Below are 25,582 nucleotides of genomic sequence, written 5' to 3'. Positions count from 1 at the left end.
AACGGACACGACGTCGTGGGGGGACGCGGACATGGAGCCCGGGATCATCGGCATGCGGATCGCCTCGGCGGCCATCGGCCCGCTCGTCAGGCAGCTCTTCGTCACGGAAGGCCCCGGCGCGGGCCTGGTCGACAAGCCGATCAGGATCTCCGGGTACGTCTCCTTCACCGGCGAGAAGCGCACCCTGACACAGTCCGACCTGCGGGCTCTGGCGGCGAAACTGGTCCGGCGGGCCCTGCGCACGGGCGAACGCCCCATCGTGGCCGACGAACAACAGTCCGTCGCCGACGCCCTCGCCACCACGCTGCACGCCCTCGGCGACCTCACGATCAGCGACGTGGACGCGGTCCGGCTGGGCCCCGCCGCGTTCGCCCGCGCGCTACGGGACGCCGCCGGCCGTCCGGAGCGCGAACTGACGTCGGACGCCACCTACTTCTACGAGCGCCTGCTCGACGCCGCCTGCCTGCACATCCTGAACTTCTTCACGCAACGCTCGACCTTCGTCCCCCACGCCCTGGTGTCCCAGACCCGGGGCATCGCCGAGCTGACGGCCAAGGTGGACGAACTCATCCGCCGCGACCCCCTTCCGGGGGCGGAGGACGCCGCGTTCGAGGAGCTGTACCTCCCGTACGTGGCCCGCAGGCACGCGAAGCTCACCATCTACGGCATCGACCTGGGCAACACCCCGAACCGGTGGCCGCTGGACGCGGCGTACCTGAGCCTGGAGGTGGCCGAGGCGGTGCGGTTCACCCCCGCGCAATACGCGCGGGCCGTACCGAAGGCGCTCCTGGCCGCACTCGAGGCGTCGGAGGTGAGCCCTGAGGCTGCTCGCCGGCAGATCGAGGAGACGTTCGACGACAGCGCCGGGAAGTACTCGGGGGCACGGCTGACGCCCTTCGTTCTCACTCCGGAGCGCGCCGACCAGGCCTTGGCCGTCAGTCGCCGTGTCCTGCTGCGCGGCGAGGCCGGATCCGGCAAGACCACCCTCGTGCAGTGGCTGGCCGTCTCCGCCGCCCGGCAGGACCTCCCGCCGCAGATGGCGTACCTGGAGGACCGCATCCCCTTCGTCCTGTCCCTGCGCACGCTGACCCGTCACGGCGAACGGCTCCCCGAGCCGCGGGACTTCCTCACGGCCGCCGGCTGCCCGCTCGGCGGGAGCCAGCCAGACGGTTGGGCGCACCGGGTCCTCGCCACCGGACGCGGCCTGGTCCTGATCGACGGCATCGACGAGGTCCCCGACCGCGAACGCGAACGCACCCGAGCCTGGCTGCGGGACCTCATGGACCTGTACGAAGGCGACAACCGCTGGCTCGTCACCTCCCGCCCCTCCGCCGTAGGCATGGACTGGCTGGCCCAGGAGGGATTCACCGAGCTGACCCTGTCCGCGATGGGCCCGGCCGAGATCGCCACGTTCATCCGGCGCTGGCACACGGCAGCCCGCCAGGGCACGGACGAGGACGCCGAGCTGGAGGCGTACGAGAGCCAGCTGCTCAGCGCCGTACGCCTCAAGACCGATCTCGGCAGGCTCGCCACCAACCCGCTGATGTGCGGGTTGATCTGCGCCCTCCACCGGGACCGGCGAGGTTTCCTCCCGCACGGCCGCAGGGACCTCTACGAGGCCGCGCTCTCCATGCTGCTCAGCCGCCGTGACCGCGAGCGCGACATGCGCCTCCCGGACCTCCGGGAAGAGCCGCAGCTCGACCTGCTCCAGCGGCTCGCGTACTGGCTGATCAAGAACGGCCGTACGGAGATGGACCGTTCACGGGCCGAGGACATCATCGCCCGCGCTCTCCCCGCCGTCCCGGAGGCGGCGGCGCTGGGCGACGCACCCGTGGTGTTCGAGCACTTCCTCCAGCGCAGCGGCCTGCTCCGTGAACCGGCCCCCGGCACCGTGGACTTCGTCCACCGCACCTTCCAGGATTTCCTCGGCGCCCGGGCCGCCGTCGAGGACGGTGACTTCGGGCTGCTCACCGCTCACGCTGCCGACGACCAGTGGGAGGACGTCATTCGCATGGCGGTCGCCCTCGCGCGTCCCGCCGAACGCGTGGCGATCTTCCGTGACCTGCTGGACCTCGGCGACCGCTCCACCGACCGGCGCGTGAAGGCGCGCGTCTACCTCCTGGCAGCGGCCTGCCTGGAGCACGCCACCACGCTCGCCCCCGAGACGCGACGGGAGGTGGAGGCCCGCACCGAGACCCTCATCCCGCCGCAGGACGAGGACGAAGCGCGAGCCCTTGCCGAGGTCGGTCCCCTGATCCTGGGCCTTCTGCCCGGCCCGGCGGACCTCGGCGACATGGACGCGTACCACACGGTCATCGCGGCCTCGCACGTCACCTCGGAAGCAGCGATCCCCTTCCTCGCGCAGTTCGCCCAGCACCACTTCCGCGAGGTGCGTTCCCAGATCATGTGGAGCTGGTACCGGTTCGACAGCGCCGACTACGCCGAGCAGGTCATCGCACACCTGGACCCGGACGGCCTCCTCTACACCGTCAGGTCCGACGATCACCTCCGCCAGCTCGACCGTCTCGGACTGGACGTGTGCCAACTGGACGTCAGGAGGGGCGTCTCACCGGAGGCGCTGACGTCCTACCTCGGCCATCGGAGCCCCAGGCGCATCGTGTTCCAAGGCGCGGACCTCTCCGACCTGGGCTTCCTGGCAGGCCAGTCCGCTCTGACGGAGGTCGGCATCAGCCAGTGCGCGGAGCTGAAGGACCTTTCCGCCCTCAGCGGGCTGAAGGTCCGGGAGCTCAGCATTTTCGACGCGTCCCCGGATCTCGACCTGCGGGCGCTCACGGGGTTGCGGGAGCTCGACAGGCTCATTCTGGAGGTCTCGGCGTTCGGTGCCCTTCCCGCGGACGCGACGCTGCCGGCCCTCACTGACCTGTTCCTCGACTGCCGGCCCGGGGAGAGGGGGCTCCAGGGGGCCGTGCGACGCATCCCCGCACTCTTCCCCGGGCTGGAGCGGTGCGCGCTCTTCGGCGACGTCACTGCGGAGGGGGACCTCGACGTCACCGCGCTCGCAGGACTGGCCGGCCTGGTGGCGCTCACCGTGGAAACGAGCCCCGACCGCATCCGCGGTGCCGACCGGCTGCCGCGTTCCGTGAAGCTGGCAAGCCTCCGGGAGCAGCACTCCCAGCCGGACGACGCGGACGGGCCCGCCTCCGCATGACACGGCGACGGGCCCGGTCAGGGCACGGGCTCAGCCCCCGAACGCCCCCAGGATCCGGTCCGCCGCCGACGTCGCGGTGACCGTACCGGCCCGGACGGCCGCCTCCAGGGCGGGGGCCAGCTCCCGTACGGCCGGGTCCGAGCGGAGGCGCTCCAGCAGCTCGTCACGGACCATCGCCCAGGTCCACTCCACCTGCTGCGCCGCCCGCTTGGCGGCCAGCCGGCCGCCCGTCTCCAGGACCGTACGGTGCTGCTCCAGGCGGTTCCAGACCTCGTCCAGGCCCGCCGACTCCCGCGCGCTGCACGTCAGCACCGGCGGGGTCCACGCCGCGTCCGCCGGGTGCATCAGACGCAGCGCGCCCGACAGCTCCCGGGCGGCGGCCTTCGCGTCGCGCTCGTGCGGGCCGTCCGCCTTGTTCACCGCGAGGACGTCCGCCAGTTCCAGGACGCCCTTCTTGATGCCCTGGAGCTGGTCGCCCGTGCGGGCCAGGGAGAGGAGCAGGAACGAGTCCACCATCCCCGCCACCGTGGTCTCCGACTGGCCCACGCCGACCGTCTCGACGAGGACCACGTCGTAGCCCGCCGCCTCCATCACGATCATCGACTCGCGCGTGGCCTTCGCGACCCCGCCCAGCGTGCCGGCCGAGGGGGAGGGGCGCACGAAGGCCGCGGGGTCGACCGCGAGCCGCTCCATCCGGGTCTTGTCACCCAGGATGGAGCCGCCCGTGCGCGTGGACGAGGGGTCCACCGCGAGGACCGCGACCCGGTGCCCGAGGCCCGTCAGCATCGAGCCGAACGCGTCGATGAAGGTGGACTTGCCCACCCCCGGCACCCCGCTGATGCCGATCCGGCGCGCCTTGCCCGTGTGGGGCAGGAGCTCCGTCAGCAGCCGCTGGGCCAGGGCGCGGTGGTCCGCCCGGGTGGACTCGACGAGGGTGATGGCGCGCGCGATGTGCGCACGCTTCCCGTCGAGCACGCCCTTCACGTACACGTCGATGTCGATCTTCGGGGGCATCCGCTCGGCCGCCTACAGCTCGTGGCCCAGGTCCGCGGCCAGCCGCGTCACCAGGTCGTGGGCCGCGTCCGGGATGACCGTGCCCGGCGGGAAGACCGCCGTCGCGCCCATCTCCAGCAGCGTCGGGACGTCCGCCGGCGGGATCACACCGCCCACCACGATCATGATGTCCTCGCGCCCCTCCTCCGCCAACTGCTCGCGCAGCGCCGGTACGAGGGTCAGGTGGCCGGCCGCCAGCGACGAGACGCCCACCACGTGGACGTCCGCCTCGACGGCCTGGCGGGCCACCTCCGCGGGGGTCTGGAACAGCGGGCCGACGTCCACGTCGAAGCCCAGGTCGGCGAAGGCCGTCGCGATGACCTTCTGGCCGCGGTCGTGGCCGTCCTGGCCCATCTTCGCGACCAGGATGCGCGGACGGCGGCCCTCCGCCTCCTCGAACCGGTCGACGAGCGCACGGGTGCGCTCCACGGACGGGGACTCGCCTGCTTCGGTGCGGTACACACCCGAGATCGTACGGATCTGGCTCGCGTGCCGCCCGTACACCTTCTCGAGTGCGTCCGAGATCTCACCGACGGTCGCCTTGGCCCGCGCCGCGTCCACCGCCAGCGCCAGGAGGTTGCCCTCCAGGCCCTGGCCGGCGCCGCGCTCGGCCGCGTTCGTCAGCGCCCGCAGCGTGTCCTGCGTACGCGCCTCGTCGCGCTCCTCGCGCAGCCGCCGCAGCTTGGCGATCTGCTGGGCGCGCACCGAGGAGTTGTCCACGACGAGGACGTCGATCTGCTCGTCGTTCTCCACCCGGTACTTGTTCACGCCGATCACCGGCTGCCGACCGGAGTCGATCCGCGCCTGCGTACGGGCGGCGGCCTCCTCCACGCGCAGCTTCGGGATGCCCGCGTCGATGGCCTGCGCCATGCCGCCGGCCGCCTCGACCTCCTGGATGTGCTGCCACGCCCGGCGCGCCAGGTCGTACGTCAGCTTCTCCACGTACGCGCTGCCGCCCCACGGGTCGATCGACCGGCAGGTCCCCGACTCCTGCTGGAGCAGCAGCTGGGTGTTGCGGGCGATGCGCGCCGAGAAGTCCGTCGGCAGCGCGAGGGCCTCGTCGAGGGCGTTGGTGTGCAGCGACTGGGTGTGGCCCTGGGTGGCCGCCATCGCCTCGATGCACGTGCGCGTGACGTTGTTGAAGACGTCCTGCGCCGTCAGCGACCAGCCCGAGGTCTGCGAATGGGTGCGCAGCGAGAGGGACTTGGCGTTCTTCGGGTCGAACTGCTTGACCAGCTTCGCCCACAGCAGGCGCGCGGCACGCAGCTTCGCGACCTCCATGAAGAAGTTCATGCCGATCGCCCAGAAGAACGACAGGCGCGGCGCGAAGGCGTCCACGTCCAGCCCGGCGCCCTGACCGGCCCGCAGGTACTCCACGCCGTCGGCCAGGGTGTACGCGAGCTCCAGGTCCGCCGTGGCCCCCGCCTCCTGGATGTGGTACCCGGAGATCGAGATGGAGTTGTAGCGCGGCATCTTCTGCGAGGTGAAGGAGAAGATGTCCGAGATGATCCGCATCGAGGGCTTCGGCGGATAGATGTAGGTGTTGCGGACCATGAACTCCTTGAGGATGTCGTTCTGGATGGTCCCGGCGAGCTTGTCGGGCGAGACGCCCTGCTCCTCCGCCGCCACGATGTAGAGCGCGAGGACCGGCAGCACCGCGCCGTTCATCGTCATCGACACCGACATCTTGTCGAGGGGGATCCCGTCGAACAGCTGCCGCATGTCGTAGATCGAGTCGATCGCCACGCCCGCCATGCCGACGTCGCCCGTCACGCGCGGGTGGTCGCTGTCGTAGCCGCGGTGCGTCGGCAGGTCGAAGGCCACCGACAGGCCCTTCTGGCCGGACGCCAGGTTGCGCCGGTAGAAGGCGTTGGACTCCTCGGCCGTGGAGAAGCCTGCGTACTGCCGGATCGTCCAGGGCTGGTTCACGTACATCGTCGGGTACGGGCCGCGCAGGTACGGGGCCACACCCGGGTAGGTCCGGAGGAAGTCCAGGCCCTCCAGGTCCCGGCCCGTGTACAGCGGCTGTACGCCGATGCCCTCGGGCGTCTCCCACAGCAGGTCGGCGGGCGTGGTGCCCGCGGACTCCTTCACCGCGGCACGCCACTGGTCCTCGGTGGCGCCGCTCGGCGCCGCGCCGAGGGCGAGCTCGGAGAAATCGGGGATGCTGCTCACACGGCGCTCACTGGCCATGGGGGACTCCCATCCGGTCGAGTACGGAGGACAGCACGGCGACCGCGTCGCAGCCGGCGAACACGTACTCGTCCACGGCGTCGGCGCAGGTGCCGGGCTTGCCCGCGAGGAACACGGTCGTCGCGCCGGCCCCGCGCAGGGCCGCGGCCACCGACGCGGCCTGCTCCTCGTACAGCGCGTCGGCGGAGCACAGCACCGCCACGCCGTCCGCGCCGCTCGCCGCGTACGCCTCCGCGGCGCTCGCCGCGTCCACCGACACCGGGTCGTGCACGGGCTCGATGCCGCCCGCCTGGAAGAGGTTCGAGGCGAAGGTGGCCCGCGCGGTGTGCGCGGAGGCCGGGCCGAGGGCGGCGAGGAAGATCCGCGGGCGGGTGCCCGTGGCCTCCAGGTGCGCGTCACTGCGGGCGCGCAGCGCCTCGTACGCCTCGTCGCGCCGTACGCGCGGCAGACCGCCGGACGGGGCGGCGGGGGCCGCCTCGCGGACGAGGGGCTTCTCCGACAGCAGGGGGAACTCGCTGACACCGGTGACCGGTTCGCGGCGGGTGGCCAGCTTCTTCGAGCGCGCCGCCCAGGTGGCCGCGAGCCGCTCGGCGACCAGCCCGGAGCGCAGCGCGGCGGCCTGGCCGCCGGCGCGCTCGACGGTCTGGAAGAACTCCCAGGCCGCGTGGGCCAGTTCGTCCGTGAGCTGCTCCACGTAGTACGAGCCGCCCGCCGGGTCGATCACCCGGGCCAGGTGCGATTCCTCCAGGAGGACGGTCGAGGTGTTGCGGGCGATGCGGCGCGCGAAGGCGTCCGGCAGGCCGAGCTCGCTGTCGAAGGGGAGCACGGTGACGGAGTCCGCGCCGCCCACACCGGCCGCCATGCAGGCGACGGTGGTCCGCAGCATGTTCACCCACGGGTCGCGCCGGGTCATCATCACCGGCGAGGTGACGGCGTGCTGGCGCTGGGCGCCCGCCCCCGGGGTGCCGCAGGCCTCGGCGATCCGGGCCCACAGGCGGCGGGCGGCGCGCAGCTTGGCGATGGTCAGGAACTGGTCGGCGGTCGCGGAGTAGCGGAACTCCAGCTGCCCGAAGGCGGCTTCGGTGCCGAGGCCGGCCTCCGTCAGGGCGCGCAGGTACGCGACCCCGGTCGCCAGGGACAGGCCGAGCTCCTCGGCCGCCGAACCGCCGGCCTCGTGGTACGGCAGGGCGTCGACGGTCAGAGCGCGCACGCCCGGCCAGGACGCGGCCGCCTCGCGGGCCAGCTCGACGGCGGGAGCGGTGTCCAGGGCCTCGCCGGTGCGGGCCTCGTGGCCCAGCGGGTCGATGCCGAGCGCGGCGCGGGCGGCGTCGGGGGCCACCTCGCGCTCCGCGTACAGGGCGAGCAACGCGCGGGCGGCGTCGGCGTATTCGGCGCCGGCGTCGAGGGTGACCGGGGCGAGGTCGAGGTAGACGTCCTTCAGGGCGCGGCCCAGGTCCTCGGCGGCGATGCCCTGCCGGCCGACGGTCAGCCAGAGGGAGGTGGTGCCGTTCTCCAGGTCGGCGAGGGCCGCCTCGTTGACCCGTACCGGATCACTGCCCGCGATGCGCTGGCGCACGTCCCAGCCCGAGGCGCTGTTGCCCTCGGGGGTGCCGCCCCGTACGAAGGGCGCGAACCCGGGGAAGCCGGTGTCCGGGCCGTCCGCGGAGAGGCCGCCCGCGACAGGGCCGTCCGCGTCGGGGCGGTCCGCGTCTGGGCGCGCCGTGTACAGCGGGCGGGTGATGAGCCCGTCCTCTAGCTTGGTGGACAGTGCTGCTTCCGCTGCCTCGCCGGTGACTTCCTTGCCCGACTTGCGCAGTACGCCCTCGACGAGGCGTTGCCACTGCTCATGTGTCGCATCAGGAAATTCGGCGGCCAGGGAGAGCCCGTCGTCAGGCAGGACCGTCATGGCTCGAATGCTAGGGGTGGCTACTCGACGGTTACCAGAACCACCGGATGTGATCTCGCCCTCTCAGATGAGCTGTGGGGTGGGGGGTGGGGAGGGAGTGGGGTGGGGGTGGGGTGGAGGTGGGGTGGGCTTCGGGCGATGGTTCGGGGCAGCGCCTGGGGCGGGGCCCGCCGGGTCTCGGAAGAGGGGGGCCAGCAGGACCGTCGCGGCGGCCTGGGGGAGTACGGCCGGGCCGGCGTGCGGGGCGACGATCCGGGCGGGGTCGTCGCACACGCGGGATCGCTCCAGGGCGGCGGTGCGGATCTCGTCCAGGTATGCGTCGTGCAGGACGCTGGAGAGTTCCGTGACGACCATGACCGCCGGGTTGAACACGTCGAGGAGGAGGGCCGCGGCCCGTCCGACGTCCCGGGCACGCTCGCGCAGCAGGCGGTCCGCGCGGGGGTCCCCCGCGGCCGCGGCGTCCGCCAGGAGGGGCACCGACGGGTCGGGGACGATGCCCCGCCGCACGGCCTCGGCGCCGAGCGCGGTGTCGGAGGCGGCCGCCTGGAGGCACCCCGTACGGCCGCAGGCGCAGGCGGCGCCGGATCCGGGCACGGGGAGGTGGGCGACGTCGCCGGCGGCGGAGCCCGGGCCCTGGTGGACGGTGCCCTCGATGCCGAACGCGGCGTCGACGACGTTGCCGATGAACAGGTGGACGAGGCTGCGGCGGGCCGCCGGGTGCCCGAACAGGATCTCGGCCGCGGCGACGGCCCGGGCGTGGTTGTCGACCCGTACGGGGAGCTGGAGGGCGGCGCCGAGTTCGTCGGCGAGGGGGCGGTCGTGCCAGTCGAGTGCGGGGTGGCGCACGACGGTCCCGGTGTCGGGGCGGACCCAGCCGCCGAGTGCTGCGCCGAGGCCGAGGACGGGGCGGCCGGTGTCGGACTCGCGGAGGAAGGTGCGGAGTTCGGCGGCGATGCGGGCGGGGTCGTTCCGCCCGGCGTGGTGGGGGAGGTGGGGGTGGTGGGGGAGGTGGGGGACGGAGCGGCGGGCCAGGGTCCGGCCGCGCAGGTCGACGAGGCTGAAGGTGGAGGCGGGCACCCCGATGTGCAGCCCGGCGGCGACCGGTCCGCCGACGGCCCCGGTGTGCAGGTCGAGCGGCACCCGCGGCCGCCCGGACCCGGCGTGCGGTGAGGGGCCGGGCAGCTCGCGCAGCAGCCCGGCCCGCAGCAGCCCGGTCGCCTGCCGCGACACCGCGGCGGGGCTCAGGCCGCACAGGGCGGAGATCCCGCTCCGGGCGACGGGCCCGTGGTCCAGCACGGTCCGCAACACGGCGGCGGCATTGGCGGCGCCCCGGCTGTCGCCGGGCATTCTCGTCATGCGTCGATGATGCCGGGAGGGGGGTGGGGGGAGAGGTGTGGGGGGTGGGGGGGGTGGAGTGGGGCGGCGCGTTGGGTCGGGGTGCGGGCCCGCTGTCTTCTTTTGAGGGGTGGGGGTGGGCGGTGGTGGCCCACCCGCCTCCTTGGGTGCGGGCCGGTGGGGGGCCGGTGGGGTGGGGGCGGTGTCCTCTCGGGCGGTGTCAGGGAGGGTTTGGGGGTTTCCCGTCAGTCCCATCGTCCTTCCGTGTCGTGCCGGTCCTTCAAGGGCGCTCCCTTCGGTCGCGTCACTTCGTGATCGCCTTCGGCGACCCTTGACCGACCGTCCCGCCCCGGAAAGACAAGGACTGCCGGGAAGCCCCCAAAGGAACGGTCACGGGGCAGGAGAGGAGGGGCGGGTCCGTCAGTGATGAGGCGAGGGGCTGCGCCTTGGCCGGCCGGGCATCCGGGCCCTCAGGAGTTGGGGTTCCGGGCCGGGGGTGCGGCTATGCGCACGAGAGGTTGATCAGAGCGGCCTGCGGAGCCTCCAGACGCAGCGAATCGCTACGCGCTCCTGTCGTCCCGGCGTCCGGCGACCGCCTTGGGCTGATACCCGCACCAGAGGATGATCAGGACAGCATGGGAAGCGTCGGGGCGCAGCAGAGCGCTACGCGCTGCCCATGCCTCGGCGTCCGCAGCCCGTCGGGGGCGGAGCCCGGGGGTTCGGCCCTGTAGGCCTGGCCGGCTCCGGCTCCGGGCGGCAATGCCGGCCTCGCCGGCGTTTGAGGCGCGGGGGTGTGGGGGCGGAGCCCCCGGAACGGGGCCGGGCGGAGTCCGGGGAACGGGCGAAGGGCGGGTGGGGGACGGCCCCGCGCAGCGGTCGCCGGACACCGGCGCGGAGCGACATGGCGGGGGCGTTGCGGCCCCGTGAAATCCGGCCAGGTGTTTTCGGCCGTCCGGCGGGGAGAAGTCGCAGGTCAGCGGTGCTGTGGCAGGGCTCGGCAAGGGGGCTGGGCGGGGGTTGACCCCGTACGGCGGCGCTGACAGGCTCCGAGCCATGACCGCGAACGCGTACCTCGCCCCGCGGCTCCACACTTCCGGCCCCTGTAGCGCGCCGGGCCGGTGTCCGGGCCGCTGTACGGCCCTTCTCGGGGTCTGAGTCCCCGACCCCCGTTGGCCCCCTGGCCGCCCCGCCGCGTGATCGCCGCCGGGGCCAGGGGTGTAGTTCCGGCCGCTCCCGCACTCCAGGGCCGGGATCTTGCTGCGCTCATTTCTTCCGCTGCGGAAATAACTACCGAGGAGTCCTCATGGCCACTGCCACCGCCACCACCGTCACGAAGATCGGCGGCCGCATCGGCGCCGAGATCGGCGGCGTACGCCTCGGCGGCGAGCTCGCCGCCGAGACCGTCGCCGAGGTCAGGGCCGCTCTGCTCGCCCACAAGGTCGTCTTCTTCCGCGGCCAGGACCACCTCGACGAGGCGTCCCACGAGGCCTTCGCCCAGCTGCTCGGGACGCCCGTCGCGCACCCCACCGTGCCGTCCGCGGACGGGCGGTACGCCCTCGGCATCGACTCCCACCACGGCGCCCGCGCCAACCAGTGGCACACCGACGTGACCTTCGTCCCGGCCTACCCCGCCTTCTCGATCCTGCGGGCCGTCACCATCCCCCCGTACGGCGGCGACACCCTTTGGGCCAACACCGCCACCGCCTACTCCCACCTGCCCGAGCCGCTGCGGGCGCTCGCCGACGGGCTGCGGGCCGTGCACTCCAACGAGTACGACTACGCGGCCCTGAAGCCGGACGCCCTCCCCGAGGCCCTCGTCCAGTACCGGGAGGTGTTCACCTCCACCACGTTCCTCACCGAGCACCCGCTGGTCCGCGTCCACCCCGAGACCGGCGAGCGGACCCTGCTCCTCGGCAACTTCGTGCAGCGGATCCAGGGCCTGACCGGGCGCGACTCGCGGGCCCTGGTCGACCTCTTCCAGGCGCACATCGAGAGCCCCGAGAACACCGTGCGGTGGCAGTGGCGCGCCGGTGACGTCGCGATCTGGGACAACCGCGCCACCCAGCACTACGGCGTCGACGACTCAGACGACCACGAGCGCACCCTGCGCCGCGTCACCGTCGACGGCGACGTCCCCGTCGGGCCCGACGGGGCGCCCTCCCGCCTGATCAGCCCCGAGAGCGTTCCCGAGCCGTCGTTCGGCATCGCGTCCGGAGCCTCGGCCTCCGTCTGACCCCCCCCACGACTTAGGAGTACGCCGTGCCGTCCAAGTTGCTCGCCCTCACCGGCAGCCCCTCCGCCCACTCCCGCACCGAGGTCGTCGCCGACCACGTGCTGCGGCGCCTGGCCCATGCCGGGTTCGAGACCGCGCACCTGTCCGTACGCACCCTCCCCGCCGCCGACCTGCTGTCCGCGCGGCGCGGTGAGCCGGAGATCCGCCGCGCCCTGGAGGCCGTCGCCGCGGCGGACGGCCTGGTCATCGCGACGCCGGTCTACAAGGCCTCGTACACCGGGCTGCTCAAGGCCTTCCTCGACCTGCTCCCGCAGGACGGGCTGGCGGGGAAGACCGTACTGCCCGTGGCCACCGGTGGCAGCCTCGCTCACGTCCTGACCATCGACTACGCCCTGCGCCCGGTGCTCGCCGCCCTCGGAGCCCGGCACGTCACCGCCGGGCGGTTCGTCCTGGACTCCTCCGTCGAACGCGGAGCCGGCCCCGACCGGCTGCGTCCCGAGGCCGAGCTGGACCTCTTCCAGGCCGTCGACGAGTTCGCCGACGCGCTCCCCGCCCTCACCACCGTCCCGTAACCCGAGGATCCGTCATGTCCGCAGCATCCGCCGTCCGTTCCCGGCGCCAGTTCCTGACCCTGCTCGGCATCTCGGCGGCCGCGGTGAGCTGCGGCACGGCCACCGCCACCGGAGGCGGCCCCGGCCGCTCCGGCGGCCAGGTCACCACGCTCAAGTACCAGGGCAACGTGGGCGCCGTCACCCTTCCCGAGCTGGCCGCCGACCTCGGCTACCTCGGGAACCTCAAGCTGGAGTGGGTCGGCAACACCATCAGCGGCCCGCAGGACATCCAGTCCGCCGCCACCGGTCAGATCCACTTCGGCGGCGCCTTCAACGGCGCGATCGTCAAACTCGCCTCCAGCAAGGCCCCGATCACCTCCGTCATCTCCTACTACGGGGTCGATCAGGACGCGTACAGCGGCTACTACGTCCTGGAGGACAGCCCGATCCGCTCGGCCCGCGACCTGCTCGGCAAGAAGGTCGGCATGAACACCCTGGGCGCGCACGCCCAGGCCCTCCTGGACATCTACCTGAGCCGCAACGGGGTGTCGAAGGCGGATTCCGCCAAGGTCGAGGCGCTCGTGGTACCGCCCGTCAACACCGAGCAGGTGCTGCGGCAGAAGCAGATCGAGGTCGGGGTGCTGGGCGGCGTACTGCGCGACAAGGCGGTCGCGGCCGGCGGGATCAGACCGCTGTTCAGCGACTACGACCTGCTCGGCAAGTTCAGCGCCGGCTCGTACGTGATGACGAAGCAGTTCGTGAAGGAGAACCCGGACACCGTCCGCACCTTCGTCACCGGGGTCGGCAAGGCCATCGAATGGTCGCGCGCCACCCCGCGCGAGGAGGTCATCGCCCGGCAGACCGAGATCGTCAAGAAGCGCGGCCGCAACGAGGACACCGCCACCCTCCGGTACTGGCGCTCGTACGGGGTCGCCGGTTCGTACGGGCGGATCGAGGACAAGGAGTTCCAGCTGTGGCTGGACTGGCTCGGCGAGCGGGGCGAGATCAAGCCGGGCCGGCTCAAGGCCGCCGACCTGTACACCAACGAGTTCAACGGCCAGGGGAAGGGCTGAACCGGCATGGCCAAGATCGTGTTCGAGTCCGTGAGCAAGACGTTCCCGGTGAAGGGGGGAAGGGGAGGCGGTGAGTTCACCGCGCTCGACGGGATCGACCTGGAGATCGCGGCGGGGGAGTTCCTGGTCGTCGTCGGACCCAGCGGCTGCGGCAAGTCCACCCTCCTGGACCTCCTCGGCGGCCTCACCCGGCCCACCTCCGGCCGCATCCTGCTCGACGGCCGGCCCGTCACCGGGCCGGGACTCGACCGGGGCATCGTCTTCCAGCAGTACGCGCTCCTGCCCTGGCGCACCGCGCTCGGCAACGTCGAATTCGGCCTGGAGGCCACCGGCGTCCCGCGTAGGCAACGAGCCGCGAGGGCCCGGGAGTTCCTGGAGCTGGTGGGACTCGGCGGATTCGAGGACCGGCATCCGCACGAGCTGTCCGGCGGGATGCGCCAGCGGGTCGCGATCGCCCGCTCACTGGCGTACGACCCGGACGTGCTGCTCATGGACGAGCCCTTCGCCGCGCTGGACGCGCAGACCCGCGAGTCCCTCCAGGACGAGCTGCGGCGCATCTGGCAGCGGACCGGCAAGACCGTCGTCTTCATCACGCACGGCATCGAGGAGGCCGTGTACCTCGGGCAACGGGTGGCGGTCATCACCTCCCGGCCGGGCCGGGTCAAGGAGGTCGTCCCGGTCTCGCTCGGCGACCGGCTCACCGGGGCCACCGGCGAGGACCTGCGCTCCAGCCCGGAGTTCGCCCGATACCGCCACGAGATCTGGAGCCTGCTCCACGACGAGGTGGCCCGCGCCCAGCGACTGGAGAAGGAAGAGGCCGCCGCATGAGCACCGATGCACCCGTCACCGCCACCCTCGCCGGGCAGGCGCCGGCCCCGCGCGGCCGGTCCGGCACGCTCGTCCCCGCCGGACCGGGCCACGCGGACCCGGGCGCCGTACGGGACGGGACGCGGCCGGCGGCCCCCGCCGCGGCGCCGGGCGTCCGCCGGCCGGCCCGGGGAGTCCCCCTGCTGCGCCGGCTGGGGGCCGGGCTGCTGCGCTCGGCCGCGATCCTCGCCCTGCTCGTGCTGTGGGAGGCCGCGCCCCGGATCGGGCTGGTCGACGCCACCTTCCTGCCCCCGGTCAGCGAGGTGGCCCGGGCCTGGTGGGGGCTGCTCGGCGACGGCCAGCTCGGCGAGCACGCCCGCGCCAGCCTCACCCGGTCCTTCGGCGGCTTCGCCATCGCCGTCGTGGTGGCGGTCCCGCTCGGGCTCCTGATCGGCTGGTACCGGCCCGTCGCGGCGTTCCTCGGCCCGCTGCTGGAGCTGTTCCGCAACACGGCGGCCCTCGCACTGCTCCCCGTCTTCGTCCTGCTCCTCGGCATCGGGGAGACCTCGAAGGTGTCGATCGTCGTCTACGCCTGTGTCTGGCCGATCCTGCTGAACACCATCAGTGCCGTCGGCAACGCGGACCCCACCCTGGTCCGGCTGGCCCGGTCGATGGACCTGTCCACCCCCAGGCTCTTCCAGAAGGTGATCCTGCCGGCCTCCGTCCCGGCCGTCTTCACGGGCATCCGGCTGGCCGGAGCCGTGTCGATCCTGGTCCTGGTGGCCGCCGAGATGATCGGTGCCAAGGCGGGCCTCGGATACCTGATCAACGCCTCGCAGTTCAACTTCGCCATTCCGCAGATGTACGCGGGGATCGTCACGATCTCGGCGATCGGCGTGGCCTTCAACCAGGTCCTGGTGGCGGTCGAACGCCGTCTCAGCCTCTGGCGCGTCCCCTCCTGACCCACGGCCCCGCGCCCCGTCCCCGCCCGCCCGACCCAGGGAACAGACATGCCCGCACCCCGCACGCTCCACCTCAACGCCTTCCTGATGAACGCCGGCCACCACGACGCCGCCTGGCGGCACCCGGCGAGCAGGCCCGAGCGCGTCACCGACGTGCGCTACTTCCAGGAGCTGGCCCGCACCGCCGAGCGCGGACGGCTGGACTCGATCTTCTTCGCGGACGGCGTGGCCCTGTGGGGCAAGGCCCGGTACAACGCCCTCGGCGGCTTCGAGCCGCTCACCCTGCTCTCCGCGATCGCCGCCGTCACCGAGCACATCGGCCTGATCGCCACCGTCTCCACCACCTTCAACGAGCCCTACAACCTCGCCCGCAAGTTCGCCTCCCTCGACCACATCAGCGGCGGCCGCGCCGGCTGGAACATCGTCACCTCCGGAACCCTCGACGAGGCCCGCAACTTCAACCGCGAGGAGCACCTGGAGCACGGGCTGCGCTACGACCGGGCCCGCGAGTTCCTCGACGTCGCCACCAAGCTCTGGGACAGCTGGGAGGACGATGCGATCGTCCTCGACAAGGAGCGCGGCATCTACGCCGACACCGACAAGCTCCACCCCGCCGCGCACAAGGGCGAGTACTTCGGCGTCGCGGGACCGCTCAACGTGCCCCGCTCCCCGCAGGGGTACCCGCTGCTCGTGCAGGCCGGCTCGTCCGAGTCCGGCAAGGAGTTCGCGGCCCGGTACGCGGAGGCCGTCTTCACCGCGCAGCAGACCCTCGCCGACGGCCAGACCTTCTACAAGGACCTCAAGTCCCGCCTCGCCCGGTACGGCCGCACCGAGGACGAGCTGCTCGTCCTGCCCGGCATCGCCCCCGTCATCGGCGCCACCGAGGCCGAGGCGAAGGCCCTGGAGCGGGAGCTCACCGAGCTCCAGGTCCCCGAGTACGGGCTCGCGCAGCTGTCCGGGATGCTGGGCACCGACCTCACCGGCGCCGATCTCGACGGCCCGCTGCCCGCCCTGCCCGAGGAGCGGGAGATCAACGGCAACAAGAGCCGCTTCACGCTCGTCGCCGAGATCGCCCGCCGCGACGGGCTCACCCTGCGGGAGCTGATCGCACGCCTCGGCGCCGGCCGCGGCCACCGCGTCTTCGCGGGCACCCCCGAGCAGATCGCGGACCAGCTGGAGGAGTGGTTCACCCAGGGCGCCGCCGACGGCTTCAACATCATGGCGCCCGTCCTGCCCACCGGCCTCACCGACTTCGTCGACCAGGTCGTGCCGATCCTCCAGGACCGGGGTCTGTTCCGCACCGAGTACACGGGACGCACCCTGCGCGAGAACTACGGCCTTGCCCGGCCGGTCAACCGGCACACCCGGGAGGCCGTCTGACCGAATGTGCCGCCGCTGTCCCCGCCGCCCGGGGCGGCCCGGCCCCCACCTGAGCCACCCGCCGGGCCTGTCCTGAGGGGGTGCGCGCCGCCGGAGCCCTTTGCTCCGGCGGCGCGGACGTATGCCACGGGGGCCGGTCAGACGGTCAGGACGATCTTGCCGCGGGTGCGGCCCGCGGCGCTCAGCTCCCAGGCCCTGGCCGCCTCGGCGAGGGGCAGCGCGTGCTCCACGTTGACCGTGAGCTTCCCCGCGTCGGCCAGTTCCGCCAGGAAGGTCAGGTCGGCGGTGTCCGGGCGTACCCACAGCTGGTGGGCGCCCTTGGCGGCCGCGTCGTAGTCGGCGATGGAGACCACCCGGTGGCGTTCCCGGACCAGGGACTGGAGCGTCTCGACGACGTCGTCGCCGTAGAAGTCCAGGCCCGCGTCGACGCCGTCGGGCGCGAGCTCGCGGATCCGGTCGGCCAGTCCCTCCCCGTACAGCACGGGCTCCGCGCCGAGGGAGCGCAGGTAGTCGTGGTTGTGCGCGCCCGCCGTACCGATGACCCGCAGGCCGAGCGCGACCGCGATCTGCACGCCGAAGGATCCGGTGCCCCCGGCCGCGGAGTGGATGACCACGGTCTCCCCGGCCCTGAGGCCGGCGCGGGTGAGTGACTGGTAGGCGGTGAGGCCGGCCAGCGGGATGCCCGCGGCCTGCTCGAAGCTGAGCTCGCGGGGCTTGCGGGCGAGCGTGCGGACGGGGGCGGAGACCAGCTCGGCGTACGTGCCGAGTTCGACCCACTCCTTGCGGACGTAGCCGTAGACCTCGTCGCCGACGGCGTAGTCGAAGGTGTCCTCACCCACCGCTTCGACGACTCCGGCCACGTCCCAGCCGGGTATGACCGGGTAGCGGACTTCGAGGATGGGGTCGAGGTATCCGGCGGCGAGCTTCCAGTCCACCGGGTTGACCCCGGCGGCCTTGACCCGGACGAGCACCTCGCCCGGGCCCACCTTGGGCTGCGGTAAGTCAACGAGCCGGAGTGTGGCGGGAGTTCCGTATGCGCTGTATGCGATGGCCTTCATGATCGTCCCCAACGCGGGTCCGCGGCCGGGTATTCCGGCCCGTCAGGCCGGCAGGGTGTTGCGGTGCGAGCTGCGCCGGGCCGCGCTGAGCAGCGCCTGGATCTGGGTGCCGGCCTGGTCCACGTCGTCGAGGACGGAGGGGAAGGGCAGCCGTACGTCGCGGTCGCCGGTGCGCTCCTCCAGGCGCAGGGTGATGCCGTACCGGTCCATGGCGAGCGGCAGCGCACGGATCACGGCGGCCGAGGGCAGCGGCCGGACCAGCCGCAGCAGCAGGGTGACCAGCTCGGGGTGGTCGTCGAGGAGGTGGGTGAGCATGCCGGCCTCGTAGGGGGCCAGCGGGTCGGGCCAGGCCTCGTCCAGCTCGTCCAGCCCGATGTACGAGGTTCCCCGCGCGGTCTCCAGGACCGCTTGGCCGTACTCCACGCAGGTGGTGGCGCCCGGGGCGGAGGCCTCGTCGGCCCAGGGGGTCAGCAGGTGGCCCAGGACGGTGACGCGGGCGCGCACCCGGTCGCGTACGGGCGTAGGGGCGATGTCGGTGAACTCCAGCCGGATGGCCGGCAGTCCGCCGTCCGGAAGTGCGGCGGGGTGCCCGGCCAGGGGTGCGGCGGGGTGCAGGTGCAGCCGGCCGAGCACGTCCCCGCCGTCCAGGTTGCGGACCTCGTGGCGCACGCCGTCGATGACGACCGTCATCGAGTGGGCGGCGGCCAGGACGGAGCGGACCAGTTCGGCCTCGGTGGGCCGGGCGGCGGGCGTGGCGGCGGAGGCACCGGGCAGGCGCATGCGGATCTCTCCCTCATCGGAGATTGACTTAGGTATGCCTAACCTAACCTATCTGTGGGTCGGGCAGTACCCCGCGCGCCAGCCGGCCGAGCGTCTCGGCGATCCGCGCGGACGCGAAGCCCAGGGTGTGCCGCTGGAACTGGTAGACCTCCGGGGAGAGCGGGCTGAGCAGGGCGTCCACGCTGACGTCGGGATCCACGGCGCCCGCCTCCACGAGCAGGGCCCGGACGTGTGCGCGCCAGTGCCGGTAGGTGCCGCCCGCGAACCGGGCCGGGCCCGGGCCGATGCCCAGGGCCAGCGGCAGGTGCCGCTCCAGGTGCTCCAGGGCCGCCGCGTAGAAGGCGGCCAGCCGCTGCGCCGGCGGGGCGCCGGGGCCCAGCGGCGGCGGGCCGAACGCGAGGCGCCCCCGCAGGGTCCGCTCGTGCTCGTCCAGGAGCGCGGCGGCCACGGAGGCCGGATCGGGGAACCGCCGGTAGAGCGTGGCCCGGCCGACACCGGCAGCCTTGGCTATGTGGTCCATCGTCACGCCGCGCGGATCCCGCTCGGTGAACAACTGCTCCGCGGCGGCGAGGATCTGCGCGCGGTTGCGTATCGCGTCCTCGCGCCGCAGCGGCCGCGCGGCCGGCCCGCCGCTCCCCGCGGCGCCGGGCGGGGCGGGTCCGGAGCCCGCGGTGTCGCTCAACGTGCGGACCTCGTCGCCATTGGTCATGGCGGCGACCCTACGTCCTTCGTGTCGGTGTTGGGCTGAACGGGTGAAACACGAGAGGATGGGTGGATGCACATGAAGCGCACGGCCGAGGCGGCCCGGTGAGCAGGTACGACGTCACCGACGAGCAGTGGGAGGGACTCGCGCAGGTGGTACCCCTGCGCAGTCGCAACGAATGGCCCTCCCGGGTGGACCACCGCACCATCCCCAAGGCCCCCGGAGCGGCCGCGGCGGAACAGCGGCGCTTCGTGGTGATCCGGGTTCAGATCTTCGCCGACGCGCGGGAGGTGGCGGAGTACCTGATCGCGCAGATCCCCGTACTGCTGGACCTCACCGGCGCGGACAGCGAAGTGGCCAAGCGGATCCTCGACTTCAGCAGCGGTGTGGTCTTCGGCCTGGGCAGCGGCATGCACCGGGTCGACCGCAACGTCTTCCTGCTGGCCCCGGTCGGGACCGAGGTGGAGGGCATCGCGGCGGCTGCCGTCCCCCGATCGTAGGAAGGTCGCGGCGGCGGAACGGTTCGGCGGCCACCCCGGCACCCGGGCGGACCGTACCGTCCGCCCATGGACGCCACCCTGGACGCGGCGGGGCCCGGCGGGCCCGCCGCCGCCCCGACCGCCACACCGCCGTGCGCCGAGCCATCGGCTGACAGCCCGTTACGCCCGACCGTCACCGAGCTGCGGCTCTCCGCCTTCGGGCCGCACCGGGCGGCCGCGTTCCCGCTGGGCCCCGTGACCCTCTTCACGGGCGCCAGCGGAAGCGGCAAGTCCCATGCCCTGGACGCCTACCGGGCGCTGGCCGCACTCGCCTCCGGGGCGACCCTGCGCGAGGCCTTCCCCGACCCCGGGTCCCGGGTGCCCGAGCGGGCCCTCCCCGACGCCGGCGGGCGGCGCGGCTTCCGCCTCGGCTGCACGGTCGACGGCCCCTGCGGCCCCGTCCGCCTCGACCTCGCGGTCCAGGCCGAGCCCGTGCTGCGCATCGCGGGCGAACGGCTCTCCCAGGACGGCCGGATCCTGCTCGCCACCGCCCTGCGCGACCCGCGCCGGAGCACCGTCGAGGCCGCCTGGTTCACCGGCGGCACCGTGGGCGTGACCCGCGCGCCGATGCCCGACGACCGCCTCGGCACGGGACTGCTGCCGCTGCGCGTCGCCGGGTCCACGGCGGGCCAGCGCCGGGTGCTGGCCGCCGCCGAGCAGGTGGTGGTGGCCCTGCGCGCGGTGTTCGCCTGCGACCCGGACCCCGGCCGGATGCGGGCGCCCGTCCCGGCTGGCGAGGGCCGGCTGCGGACCGACTGCGCCAACCTGGCCGACGTACTGCGCCGGACCCGCCACGAATGCGGCACCCGCCACGCGCTGCTGGCCGGGGCGGCGCGGGCCGGCTGCGCCGGGCCGGTGGCGGGGCTGGACGTACGGGCGGCCGCGGGGGGCCCCGGGCTCGTGGCCGCCGTGCTGGACCGCGGCCCCGGCCGCCCCGCCACCGGCCTGGACCGGCTCGGCGCGGGCGAACTGCGGTTCCTGGCGATGGCCCTGGTCCTGCTCACCGGACCCGGGGTGCTGGAGGTGGACCCGGCCGCCGAACTGCTCTCCGCCCGCCAGGCCCTGACCGTCCTCGCCGACGGCCTGGACCGGGGGCTGGACCGCCGGCAGGCCGCCGAACTGCTGCGGCTGGCGCTGCTGTCCGGGGCTCGCGGGCACATCAGGCTGGTGGCGGCGGTCGGCGAGGACACCGCGGGAACCGGACGGGGGGTCCCCGGCGTCTCAGTGGTAGACCTGTCCCCATGAAAGACGCAGCACTCACGGGTGACGGGCCCGCACCTCAGCGAGACGAACGCCTGTACCAACTCCAGCGACGGCTGGCCGATTTCGCGGCCGCCCGGGACTGGGCCCCGTACCACACGCCGAAGAACCTGGCCGTCGCCCTGAGCGTGGAGGCCGCCGAACTGGTCGAGATCTTCCAGTGGCTGACTCCGGAACAGTCGGCGGCGGTCATGGAGAAACCCGAGAGCGCACACAGAGTGGCCGACGAGGTCGCCGACGTGATGGCGTATCTGCTGCAGTTCTGTGAGGTTCTCGGGGTTGATGTGCTGGATGCGCTGGCCGCGAAGATCGAGAGGAACGAGCACCGCTTCCCGGTAACCGGCACTTCGACACCAGATTGTCACTCTTCGGAGTGATGGCGTCGTCCACAACCATGTTTGTGTCCACAGATTTCCGAATACCCCTGGCTTTACTGGCTCGTTGCCTTCACTCTGGGTAGTGGAGAACGGCGGGATGTCGTGCGGACGGGGGACGGCATATGGATGCGGTACGGCTCATCGCGGCCGGCCGGCACGCGCTGGCGCGGAGCGGCGAGGCATGGGACATCGTGGGGGAGGCCTGGCAGGCCCAGGCGCTCGCGCACGGCATGGGGAACTGGCTGGCGGCCACCGGGCCGCCGGAGCTGAGAGCGGAGGCACGGGGACTGGGGGAAGCCGGCGGCAGAGGGTGCGGGGTCATCGACCGGGCGGCCCTGCGGGGTGAGGGAAGACCGCCCGAACAGCCGCCGAGGGCGGCGCAGCTCACCGGGATGGCCGACATGCGGCAGGCGCTGCTCGGGCTCCAGGAGCTCCTCGGCGAGGTGGGCATAGCCCTCGTCGGGGTGGCCTGCGCGACGGACGACGAGGGCCTGTACTGGCAGTGCATAGAGTCGATCGACGCGGCGGACGAGTCGAGCGACCGGGTGCGGTCACTGCTGCGCCGGATGGCGGCCGTACGCGAGCGGGGATCGGCATCGGGCGTGAGCTGAACCGGACCGGGCGCGGGCCGGGCGGGTGCGTGGCCGGGCGGGTGCGTGGCTGAGGGGTCCCGCCGCGCGCGACGGGACCCCCGTGCGGTCAGGAGGACCGGTCGGAGTGGCGGTCGGGGCGGAGCTGGCCCTCGTACGCGCGGCCGCCGGGGGACGCCGGTGCGGCCGGGAGGGTGCGGTCCGCGGAGTGCTGGAGGTCGGCGTCGAGCTGGGAGAGGTCGGCGTTCAGCGCCGCCATCAGCTCCTCCATCTGCTGGAGCAGGCCCTTCGGCGCGCCGCCCTGGGCGGGTGCCGCGGACTCCTGACGTGCGTGGTCGTGTGCTGCCTGTCCGGTCTGTCCGGGATGCTCTGGCGCGGACTCGTGGGACATGGCGGCCTCCTCGGCCCTGGCCCTTCCGGTGCGGAAGGGGGCGGTGGACGCATCGGCGGGAGGCCGCCGGCGCGCGGGCCGGGCGGTCCGGCTCCGTCCGAGCCAACGATCCCCATCGGCCCTGGTCACTGGCGGGGCGGAGGGTCGGCCTTCCGGTTGACGCAGATTCACCCGGCAGGGGTCGGAAGGGCAGGATGGAGAGCATGGATCTTCGCATTTTCACCGAACCGCAGCAGGGTGCGAGTTACGACACCCTCCTGAGGGTCGCCAAGGCCACCGAGGACCTGGCCTTCGACGCGTTCTTCCGGTCGGACCACTATCTGCGGATGGGCTCGGTCGACGGCCTGCCGGGGCCCACGGACGCCTGGATCACCCTCGCGGGCCTGGCCCGCGAGACGAAGCGGATCCGGCTGGGCACGCTGATGACGGCCGGTACCTTCAGGCTGCCCGGCGTCCTCGCGATCCAGGTGGCGCAGGTCGACCAGATGTCCGGCGGCCGGGTGGAACTCGGCCTGGGAGCGGGCTGGTTCGAGGAGGAGCACAGGGCCTACGGCATCCCCTTCCCGGCGGAGCGGATGGCCCGGCTGGAGGAGCAGCTGGCCATCGTCACCGGGCTGTGGGCCACCGAACCCGGCGCCTCCTTCGACTACCGGGGCGTCCACTACCAGGTGGAGAACTCCCCGGCGCTCCCCAAGCCCGCCCAGGCCAAGGTGCCGGTCCTCATCGGCGGGCACGGCGCGCGCCGCACCCCGCGCCTGGCCGCCCGCTACGCGGACGAGTTCAACATGCCCTTCGCCTCGGTGGAGGACAGCCGGCGGCAGTTCGCCCGGGTCCGGGAGGCCGCCGCCGAGGCCGGGCGCAAGGCGGACGAACTCGTCTACTCCAACGCCCTGGTGGTGTGCGTGGGCAAGGACGACGCCGAGGTCGCCCGCCGGGCCGCCGCCATCGGCCGCGAGGTCGACGAGCTGAAGGCCAACGGCCTGGCCGGCTCCCCGGACGAGGTCGTGGAGAAGCTGGGCACCTACTCGGCCATCGGCTCCTCGCGGGTCTACCTCCAGCTCCTCGACCTGGAGGACCTGGACCACCTGGAGCTGATCTCCGCCCGAGTCCTGTCCCAGCTCGGCCGGTAGGGCCGCCGACCGTGCCCCGCGCCACCGGCCCGCTCGCCGAAGCCCTGGCCCGCAGGGCCGTGCTCCTGGACGGCGGGCTCAGCAACCAGCTCGCCGACCAGGGCTGCGACCTGTCCGGGGGGATGTGGACGGGCCGGGTGCTCGCCGAGCGCCCCGGCCAGGTGGAGGCCGCCCACACGGCGTACGTGCGGGCCGGCGCCGAGGTGCTGATCACCGCGAGCTACCAGGTCGGCCACGAGCCCGCCCTGCTGGAGCGGAGCGTCCGGGTCGCGGGCGACGCCGCACGGGCCGCCGCGCGGGAGGTCTGGGTGGCCGCCTCGGTGGGCCCGTACGGGGCGGTCCTGGCGGACGGCTCCGAGTACCGCGGCCGGTACGGCCTCACCGTGGCGGAGCTGGCGGCCTTCCACCGGCCCCGGATCGGGGCGCTGCTGGCGGCCGGCCCCGACGTCCTGGCGCTGGAGACCGTCCCGGACGTCCTGGAGGCGGAGGCCCTGCTGGGGGTGCTGGCCGGTACGGGGGCCCGCGCCTGGCTCACGTACACGGTCGCTGGCGGCCGCACCCGGGCCGGCCAGCCCCTCGCCGAGGCGTTCGCCCTGGCGGCCGACGCCCCCGAGGTGATCGCGGTCGGCGTCAACTGCTGCGACCCCGCCGACGTACTGCCCGCCCTGGCGGCCGCCGCCTCCGTCACCGCCAAGCCGCTGGTGGCCTACCCGAACGACGGCTCCGTCTGGGACGCCGCCACCGGGAGCTGGAACGCCCCCGCCGCCCCCGCCCCCTGGCCCGTGGAGGCCTGGTGCGCGGCCGGCGCCCGGCTCGTCGGCGGCTGCTGCCGCATCGGCCCGGACCGCATCGCCGCCCTGGGGCCGCGCCTGGCCTGATCGTGGCGATGGCAAGGGTCCGCGTCCGACTATCACTCGATCGAGTGAAGGCTCTTTCTGGTCGGCTCTTGCTGGGATAGGCAGGACGGATGAAGCGCACCAGCAGGACGGGCGCCGCCGCCAGGCGCCGCATCACCCGCTCCAGGGCGTGCGGGGAGAAGAAGCAGTTCGCGAACGAGGCCGCGGCGGAACACGCCGCGAGCGAGATGAACCGGATCCAGCCGTGGCAGCACGAGCGGATCGCCTACCTGTGCCCGTACAGCGGCACCGAGCCGCACTGGCACATCGGCCGCCCGCTCAACATCCCCAAGCAGCGCTGACATCACCCCCGTGGGGGTCCTCGAAGGACGGCGGCCGGATCACCCGCAGGGCGGTGCGGCCGCCGTACCTCCGCCCGGCCCGCTCGTTGTTCAGGGTCCGACACCCCCGACGGGCGAGAGGAACCCCATGGGACGCAGGAAGCCCAACAAGCCGGGGCGCAGCCGCCAGGCGGTCTACACGCTCCAGCAGCTGCAGCCCCCCGGCTACGACGAGTGGATCAGGGTCGACCCGAAGTCCGCCGGCGTCGGCGCCGCCGACGACCCGCGGCTGACCCCGGACGCCGTCGACCTCGTACGGCGCCTCGGGCGCCTGCGCGCCTTCTACCCGGGCCGCATCCCGGTCCAGGCCGTGCACCTCGACGTCGCCATCGACGAGGGCACCATCCTGCTGCGCCAGGGCGACACGGTGGCGCCGCTGCCGGTCGCCGTGGCCGCGGAGATGCTCGGCGCCGACCCGGCCGGCGACCAGGTCCGCAGGAGCCTGCACGAACTGCACGCCTACGGGGGCGTCCTCGTCGACACCGAGACGCCCGCGACCCTGCTGCGGATCGTCACCCGGCGCCCCGAACGCCCGGGCGATCCCTGGGTGTTCGCCGACTCGCCGGAGGACACGCTCGTCCCGAAGGTCTGCATCCCCGCCCTTCCCGGCGACATCGCCCCCGACGAGTTCGCCGCCCTGGCCTTCATCCGGTCCCACATGGCCGAGGGCACCGAGCCCGACCCCGAGGAGTTCGCCGGGCGCGAGGGCATCGGATCCGCCGACCGGGCCCGCGAGCTCTTCGAGGCCGTCGCCGAGCTCGCCGACGTCAAGGGCTGCGCCGCCTGCCCGTCCGGCCACATCTGCACCCGGGAACCCGACCCGTCCGACGACTGACCACCGGAAATCCGTTCGCC

Annotated in this window: 23 protein-coding genes; 15 read left to right on the top strand and 8 right to left on the bottom strand. The window is 73.4% G+C overall.

Annotated elements, in window-relative coordinates; genetic code table 11:
• The first annotated feature begins 31 nt into the window (after nt 1-31).
• A complete protein-coding gene (locus ACZ518_RS21600) occupies nt 32-3,169 on the top strand; it encodes an NACHT domain-containing protein (RefSeq protein WP_469114616.1) in 3,138 nt (1,045 codons plus the stop codon).
• 30 nt (nt 3,170-3,199) lie between these two features.
• Here ACZ518_RS21600 and meaB read toward each other — a convergent pair whose 3' ends face one another.
• The 4 genes from meaB to ACZ518_RS21580 form a co-directional block, all read right to left on the bottom strand.
• Nucleotides 3,200-4,183, bottom strand: coding sequence for a methylmalonyl Co-A mutase-associated GTPase MeaB (gene meaB, locus ACZ518_RS21595; protein ID WP_469114615.1), 984 nt, complete (start codon nt 4,181-4,183; stop codon nt 3,200-3,202).
• A gap of 12 nt (nt 4,184-4,195) precedes the next feature.
• Entirely contained in the window at nt 4,196-6,415 is a 2,220-nt protein-coding gene (gene scpA / locus ACZ518_RS21590; RefSeq protein ID WP_469114614.1) for a methylmalonyl-CoA mutase, read from the bottom strand.
• Nucleotides 6,405-8,321, bottom strand: a complete 1,917-nt coding sequence (locus tag ACZ518_RS21585; protein ID WP_469114613.1) for a methylmalonyl-CoA mutase family protein — start codon at nt 8,319-8,321, stop codon at nt 6,405-6,407. Before ACZ518_RS21585 ends, scpA begins: the two co-directional genes overlap by 11 nt.
• A gap of 63 nt (nt 8,322-8,384) precedes the next feature.
• The gene (locus ACZ518_RS21580) at nt 8,385-9,677 is read right to left on the bottom strand and encodes an ROK family protein (RefSeq protein ID WP_469114612.1); all 1,293 of its coding nucleotides are present in this window, start codon (nt 9,675-9,677) and stop codon (nt 8,385-8,387) included.
• Nucleotides 9,678-10,959: 1,282 nt separating this feature from the next.
• Here ACZ518_RS21580 and ACZ518_RS21575 point away from each other — a divergent pair.
• Genes ACZ518_RS21575 through ACZ518_RS21550 form a run of 6 tightly spaced genes read left to right on the top strand, consistent with a single transcriptional unit; the run spans nt 10,960 to nt 16,662 of the window.
• Nucleotides 10,960-11,889, top strand: a complete 930-nt coding sequence (locus ACZ518_RS21575) for a TauD/TfdA dioxygenase family protein (protein ID WP_469114611.1) — start codon at nt 10,960-10,962, stop codon at nt 11,887-11,889.
• A 26-nt stretch (nt 11,890-11,915) separates the two neighbouring features.
• The gene (gene ssuE, locus ACZ518_RS21570; RefSeq protein WP_469114610.1) at nt 11,916-12,461 is read left to right on the top strand and encodes an NADPH-dependent FMN reductase; all 546 of its coding nucleotides are present in this window, start codon (nt 11,916-11,918) and stop codon (nt 12,459-12,461) included.
• 14 nt (nt 12,462-12,475) lie between these two features.
• Nucleotides 12,476-13,513, top strand: coding sequence for an ABC transporter substrate-binding protein (locus ACZ518_RS21565; RefSeq protein WP_469114609.1), 1,038 nt, complete (start codon nt 12,476-12,478; stop codon nt 13,511-13,513).
• Nucleotides 13,514-13,519: 6 nt separating this feature from the next.
• Nucleotides 13,520-14,341 (top strand): ABC transporter ATP-binding protein, encoded by an 822-nt coding sequence (locus ACZ518_RS21560; protein ID WP_469114608.1) that lies wholly within the window; start codon nt 13,520-13,522, stop codon nt 14,339-14,341.
• Entirely contained in the window at nt 14,338-15,282 is a 945-nt protein-coding gene (locus tag ACZ518_RS21555) for an ABC transporter permease (protein ID WP_469114607.1), read from the top strand. Before ACZ518_RS21560 ends, ACZ518_RS21555 begins: the two co-directional genes overlap by 4 nt.
• Nucleotides 15,283-15,330: 48 nt before the next feature.
• Complete coding sequence (locus ACZ518_RS21550) at nt 15,331-16,662, top strand: LLM class flavin-dependent oxidoreductase (RefSeq protein WP_469114606.1); 1,332 nt, start codon at nt 15,331-15,333, stop codon at nt 16,660-16,662.
• A 137-nt stretch (nt 16,663-16,799) separates the two neighbouring features.
• Here the strand turns inward: ACZ518_RS21550 and ACZ518_RS21545 are convergent, their stop codons facing one another.
• Genes ACZ518_RS21545 through ACZ518_RS21535 form a run of 3 tightly spaced genes read right to left on the bottom strand, consistent with a single transcriptional unit; the run spans nt 16,800 to nt 19,209 of the window.
• Nucleotides 16,800-17,720: an NADP-dependent oxidoreductase gene (locus tag ACZ518_RS21545; protein WP_469114605.1), complete on the bottom strand. Its 921-nt coding sequence runs from the start codon at nt 17,718-17,720 to the stop codon at nt 16,800-16,802.
• Between the two features lie 42 nt (nt 17,721-17,762).
• Nucleotides 17,763-18,500 carry a DUF2470 domain-containing protein gene (locus ACZ518_RS21540; protein ID WP_469114604.1) on the bottom strand — a complete coding sequence of 246 codons (738 nt, stop codon included), beginning with the start codon at nt 18,498-18,500 and terminating at the stop codon, nt 17,763-17,765.
• Between the two features lie 43 nt (nt 18,501-18,543).
• On the bottom strand, nt 18,544-19,209 hold the full coding sequence (locus ACZ518_RS21535; protein ID WP_469114603.1) for a TetR/AcrR family transcriptional regulator: 666 nt from the start codon (nt 19,207-19,209) through the stop codon (nt 18,544-18,546).
• Between the two features lie 98 nt (nt 19,210-19,307).
• On the opposite strand from ACZ518_RS21535, the gene ACZ518_RS21530 reads away from it, so the two are divergent.
• The 4 genes from ACZ518_RS21530 to ACZ518_RS21515 all read left to right on the top strand — a co-directional run bounded on the left by ACZ518_RS21530 (nt 19,308) and on the right by ACZ518_RS21515 (nt 21,990).
• Entirely contained in the window at nt 19,308-19,703 is a 396-nt protein-coding gene (locus ACZ518_RS21530; RefSeq protein WP_125606022.1) for a cell division protein SepF, read from the top strand.
• Between the two features lie 66 nt (nt 19,704-19,769).
• The gene (locus tag ACZ518_RS21525; protein ID WP_469114602.1) at nt 19,770-20,987 is read left to right on the top strand and encodes an AAA family ATPase; all 1,218 of its coding nucleotides are present in this window, start codon (nt 19,770-19,772) and stop codon (nt 20,985-20,987) included.
• Nucleotides 20,984-21,379 carry a nucleotide pyrophosphohydrolase gene (locus tag ACZ518_RS21520; RefSeq protein ID WP_469114601.1) on the top strand — a complete coding sequence of 132 codons (396 nt, stop codon included), beginning with the start codon at nt 20,984-20,986 and terminating at the stop codon, nt 21,377-21,379. The genes ACZ518_RS21525 and ACZ518_RS21520 overlap by 4 nt, the downstream gene beginning before the upstream one ends.
• A 122-nt stretch (nt 21,380-21,501) precedes the next feature.
• Nucleotides 21,502-21,990 (top strand): DUF6099 family protein, encoded by a 489-nt coding sequence (locus tag ACZ518_RS21515; protein ID WP_469114600.1) that lies wholly within the window; start codon nt 21,502-21,504, stop codon nt 21,988-21,990.
• Nucleotides 21,991-22,078: 88 nt separating this feature from the next.
• Here ACZ518_RS21515 and ACZ518_RS21510 read toward each other — a convergent pair whose 3' ends face one another.
• Complete coding sequence (locus ACZ518_RS21510) at nt 22,079-22,360, bottom strand: hypothetical protein (RefSeq protein ID WP_469114599.1); 282 nt, start codon at nt 22,358-22,360, stop codon at nt 22,079-22,081.
• A gap of 203 nt (nt 22,361-22,563) precedes the next feature.
• Between ACZ518_RS21510 and ACZ518_RS21505 the strand changes: the two genes are divergently transcribed.
• The 4 genes from ACZ518_RS21505 to ACZ518_RS21490 all read left to right on the top strand — a co-directional run bounded on the left by ACZ518_RS21505 (nt 22,564) and on the right by ACZ518_RS21490 (nt 25,562).
• Nucleotides 22,564-23,490, top strand: a complete 927-nt coding sequence (locus ACZ518_RS21505) for an LLM class F420-dependent oxidoreductase (RefSeq protein ID WP_469114598.1) — start codon at nt 22,564-22,566, stop codon at nt 23,488-23,490.
• Between the two features lie 11 nt (nt 23,491-23,501).
• Complete coding sequence (mmuM, locus tag ACZ518_RS21500) at nt 23,502-24,368, top strand: homocysteine S-methyltransferase (RefSeq protein WP_469114597.1); 867 nt, start codon at nt 23,502-23,504, stop codon at nt 24,366-24,368.
• Nucleotides 24,369-24,457: 89 nt separating this feature from the next.
• A complete protein-coding gene (locus ACZ518_RS21495; protein WP_401241913.1) occupies nt 24,458-24,688 on the top strand; it encodes a hypothetical protein in 231 nt (76 codons plus the stop codon).
• A 127-nt stretch (nt 24,689-24,815) separates the two neighbouring features.
• The gene (locus ACZ518_RS21490) at nt 24,816-25,562 is read left to right on the top strand and encodes a hypothetical protein (protein ID WP_469114596.1); all 747 of its coding nucleotides are present in this window, start codon (nt 24,816-24,818) and stop codon (nt 25,560-25,562) included.
• Nucleotides 25,563-25,582 lie beyond the last annotated feature (20 nt).

It is taken from the genome of Streptomyces sp. NPDC033966, assembly GCF_055575955.1.
Note: the sequence above shows the minus strand (reverse complement) of the source record. Positions and strands in the feature narration are given on the sequence as shown.

Excerpts from the sequence above, each read along its gene's own strand:
- ACZ518_RS21600 (WP_469114616.1), top strand. The coding sequence starts at position 32 with ATGGAGCCCGGGATCATCGGCATGCGGATCGCCTCGGCGGCCATCGGC.
- meaB (WP_469114615.1), bottom strand. The coding sequence starts at position 4,183 with ATGCCCCCGAAGATCGACATCGACGTGTACGTGAAGGGCGTGCTCGAC.
- scpA (WP_469114614.1), bottom strand. The coding sequence starts at position 6,415 with ATGGCCAGTGAGCGCCGTGTGAGCAGCATCCCCGATTTCTCCGAGCTC.
- ACZ518_RS21585 (WP_469114613.1), bottom strand. The coding sequence starts at position 8,321 with ATGACGGTCCTGCCTGACGACGGGCTCTCCCTGGCCGCCGAATTTCCT.
- ACZ518_RS21580 (WP_469114612.1), bottom strand. The coding sequence starts at position 9,677 with ATGACGAGAATGCCCGGCGACAGCCGGGGCGCCGCCAATGCCGCCGCC.
- ACZ518_RS21575 (WP_469114611.1), top strand. The coding sequence starts at position 10,960 with ATGGCCACTGCCACCGCCACCACCGTCACGAAGATCGGCGGCCGCATC.
- ACZ518_RS21565 (WP_469114609.1), top strand. The coding sequence starts at position 12,476 with ATGTCCGCAGCATCCGCCGTCCGTTCCCGGCGCCAGTTCCTGACCCTG.
- ACZ518_RS21560 (WP_469114608.1), top strand. The coding sequence starts at position 13,520 with ATGGCCAAGATCGTGTTCGAGTCCGTGAGCAAGACGTTCCCGGTGAAG.
- ACZ518_RS21555 (WP_469114607.1), top strand. The coding sequence starts at position 14,338 with ATGAGCACCGATGCACCCGTCACCGCCACCCTCGCCGGGCAGGCGCCG.
- ACZ518_RS21550 (WP_469114606.1), top strand. The coding sequence starts at position 15,331 with ATGCCCGCACCCCGCACGCTCCACCTCAACGCCTTCCTGATGAACGCC.
- ACZ518_RS21545 (WP_469114605.1), bottom strand. The coding sequence starts at position 17,720 with ATGAAGGCCATCGCATACAGCGCATACGGAACTCCCGCCACACTCCGG.
- ACZ518_RS21540 (WP_469114604.1), bottom strand. The coding sequence starts at position 18,500 with ATGCGCCTGCCCGGTGCCTCCGCCGCCACGCCCGCCGCCCGGCCCACC.
- ACZ518_RS21535 (WP_469114603.1), bottom strand. The coding sequence starts at position 19,209 with ATGACCAATGGCGACGAGGTCCGCACGTTGAGCGACACCGCGGGCTCC.
- ACZ518_RS21525 (WP_469114602.1), top strand. The coding sequence starts at position 19,770 with ATGGACGCCACCCTGGACGCGGCGGGGCCCGGCGGGCCCGCCGCCGCC.
- ACZ518_RS21520 (WP_469114601.1), top strand. The coding sequence starts at position 20,984 with ATGAAAGACGCAGCACTCACGGGTGACGGGCCCGCACCTCAGCGAGAC.
- ACZ518_RS21515 (WP_469114600.1), top strand. The coding sequence starts at position 21,502 with ATGGATGCGGTACGGCTCATCGCGGCCGGCCGGCACGCGCTGGCGCGG.
- ACZ518_RS21510 (WP_469114599.1), bottom strand. The coding sequence starts at position 22,360 with ATGTCCCACGAGTCCGCGCCAGAGCATCCCGGACAGACCGGACAGGCA.
- ACZ518_RS21505 (WP_469114598.1), top strand. The coding sequence starts at position 22,564 with ATGGATCTTCGCATTTTCACCGAACCGCAGCAGGGTGCGAGTTACGAC.
- ACZ518_RS21495 (WP_401241913.1), top strand. The coding sequence starts at position 24,458 with ATGAAGCGCACCAGCAGGACGGGCGCCGCCGCCAGGCGCCGCATCACC.
- ACZ518_RS21490 (WP_469114596.1), top strand. The coding sequence starts at position 24,816 with ATGGGACGCAGGAAGCCCAACAAGCCGGGGCGCAGCCGCCAGGCGGTC.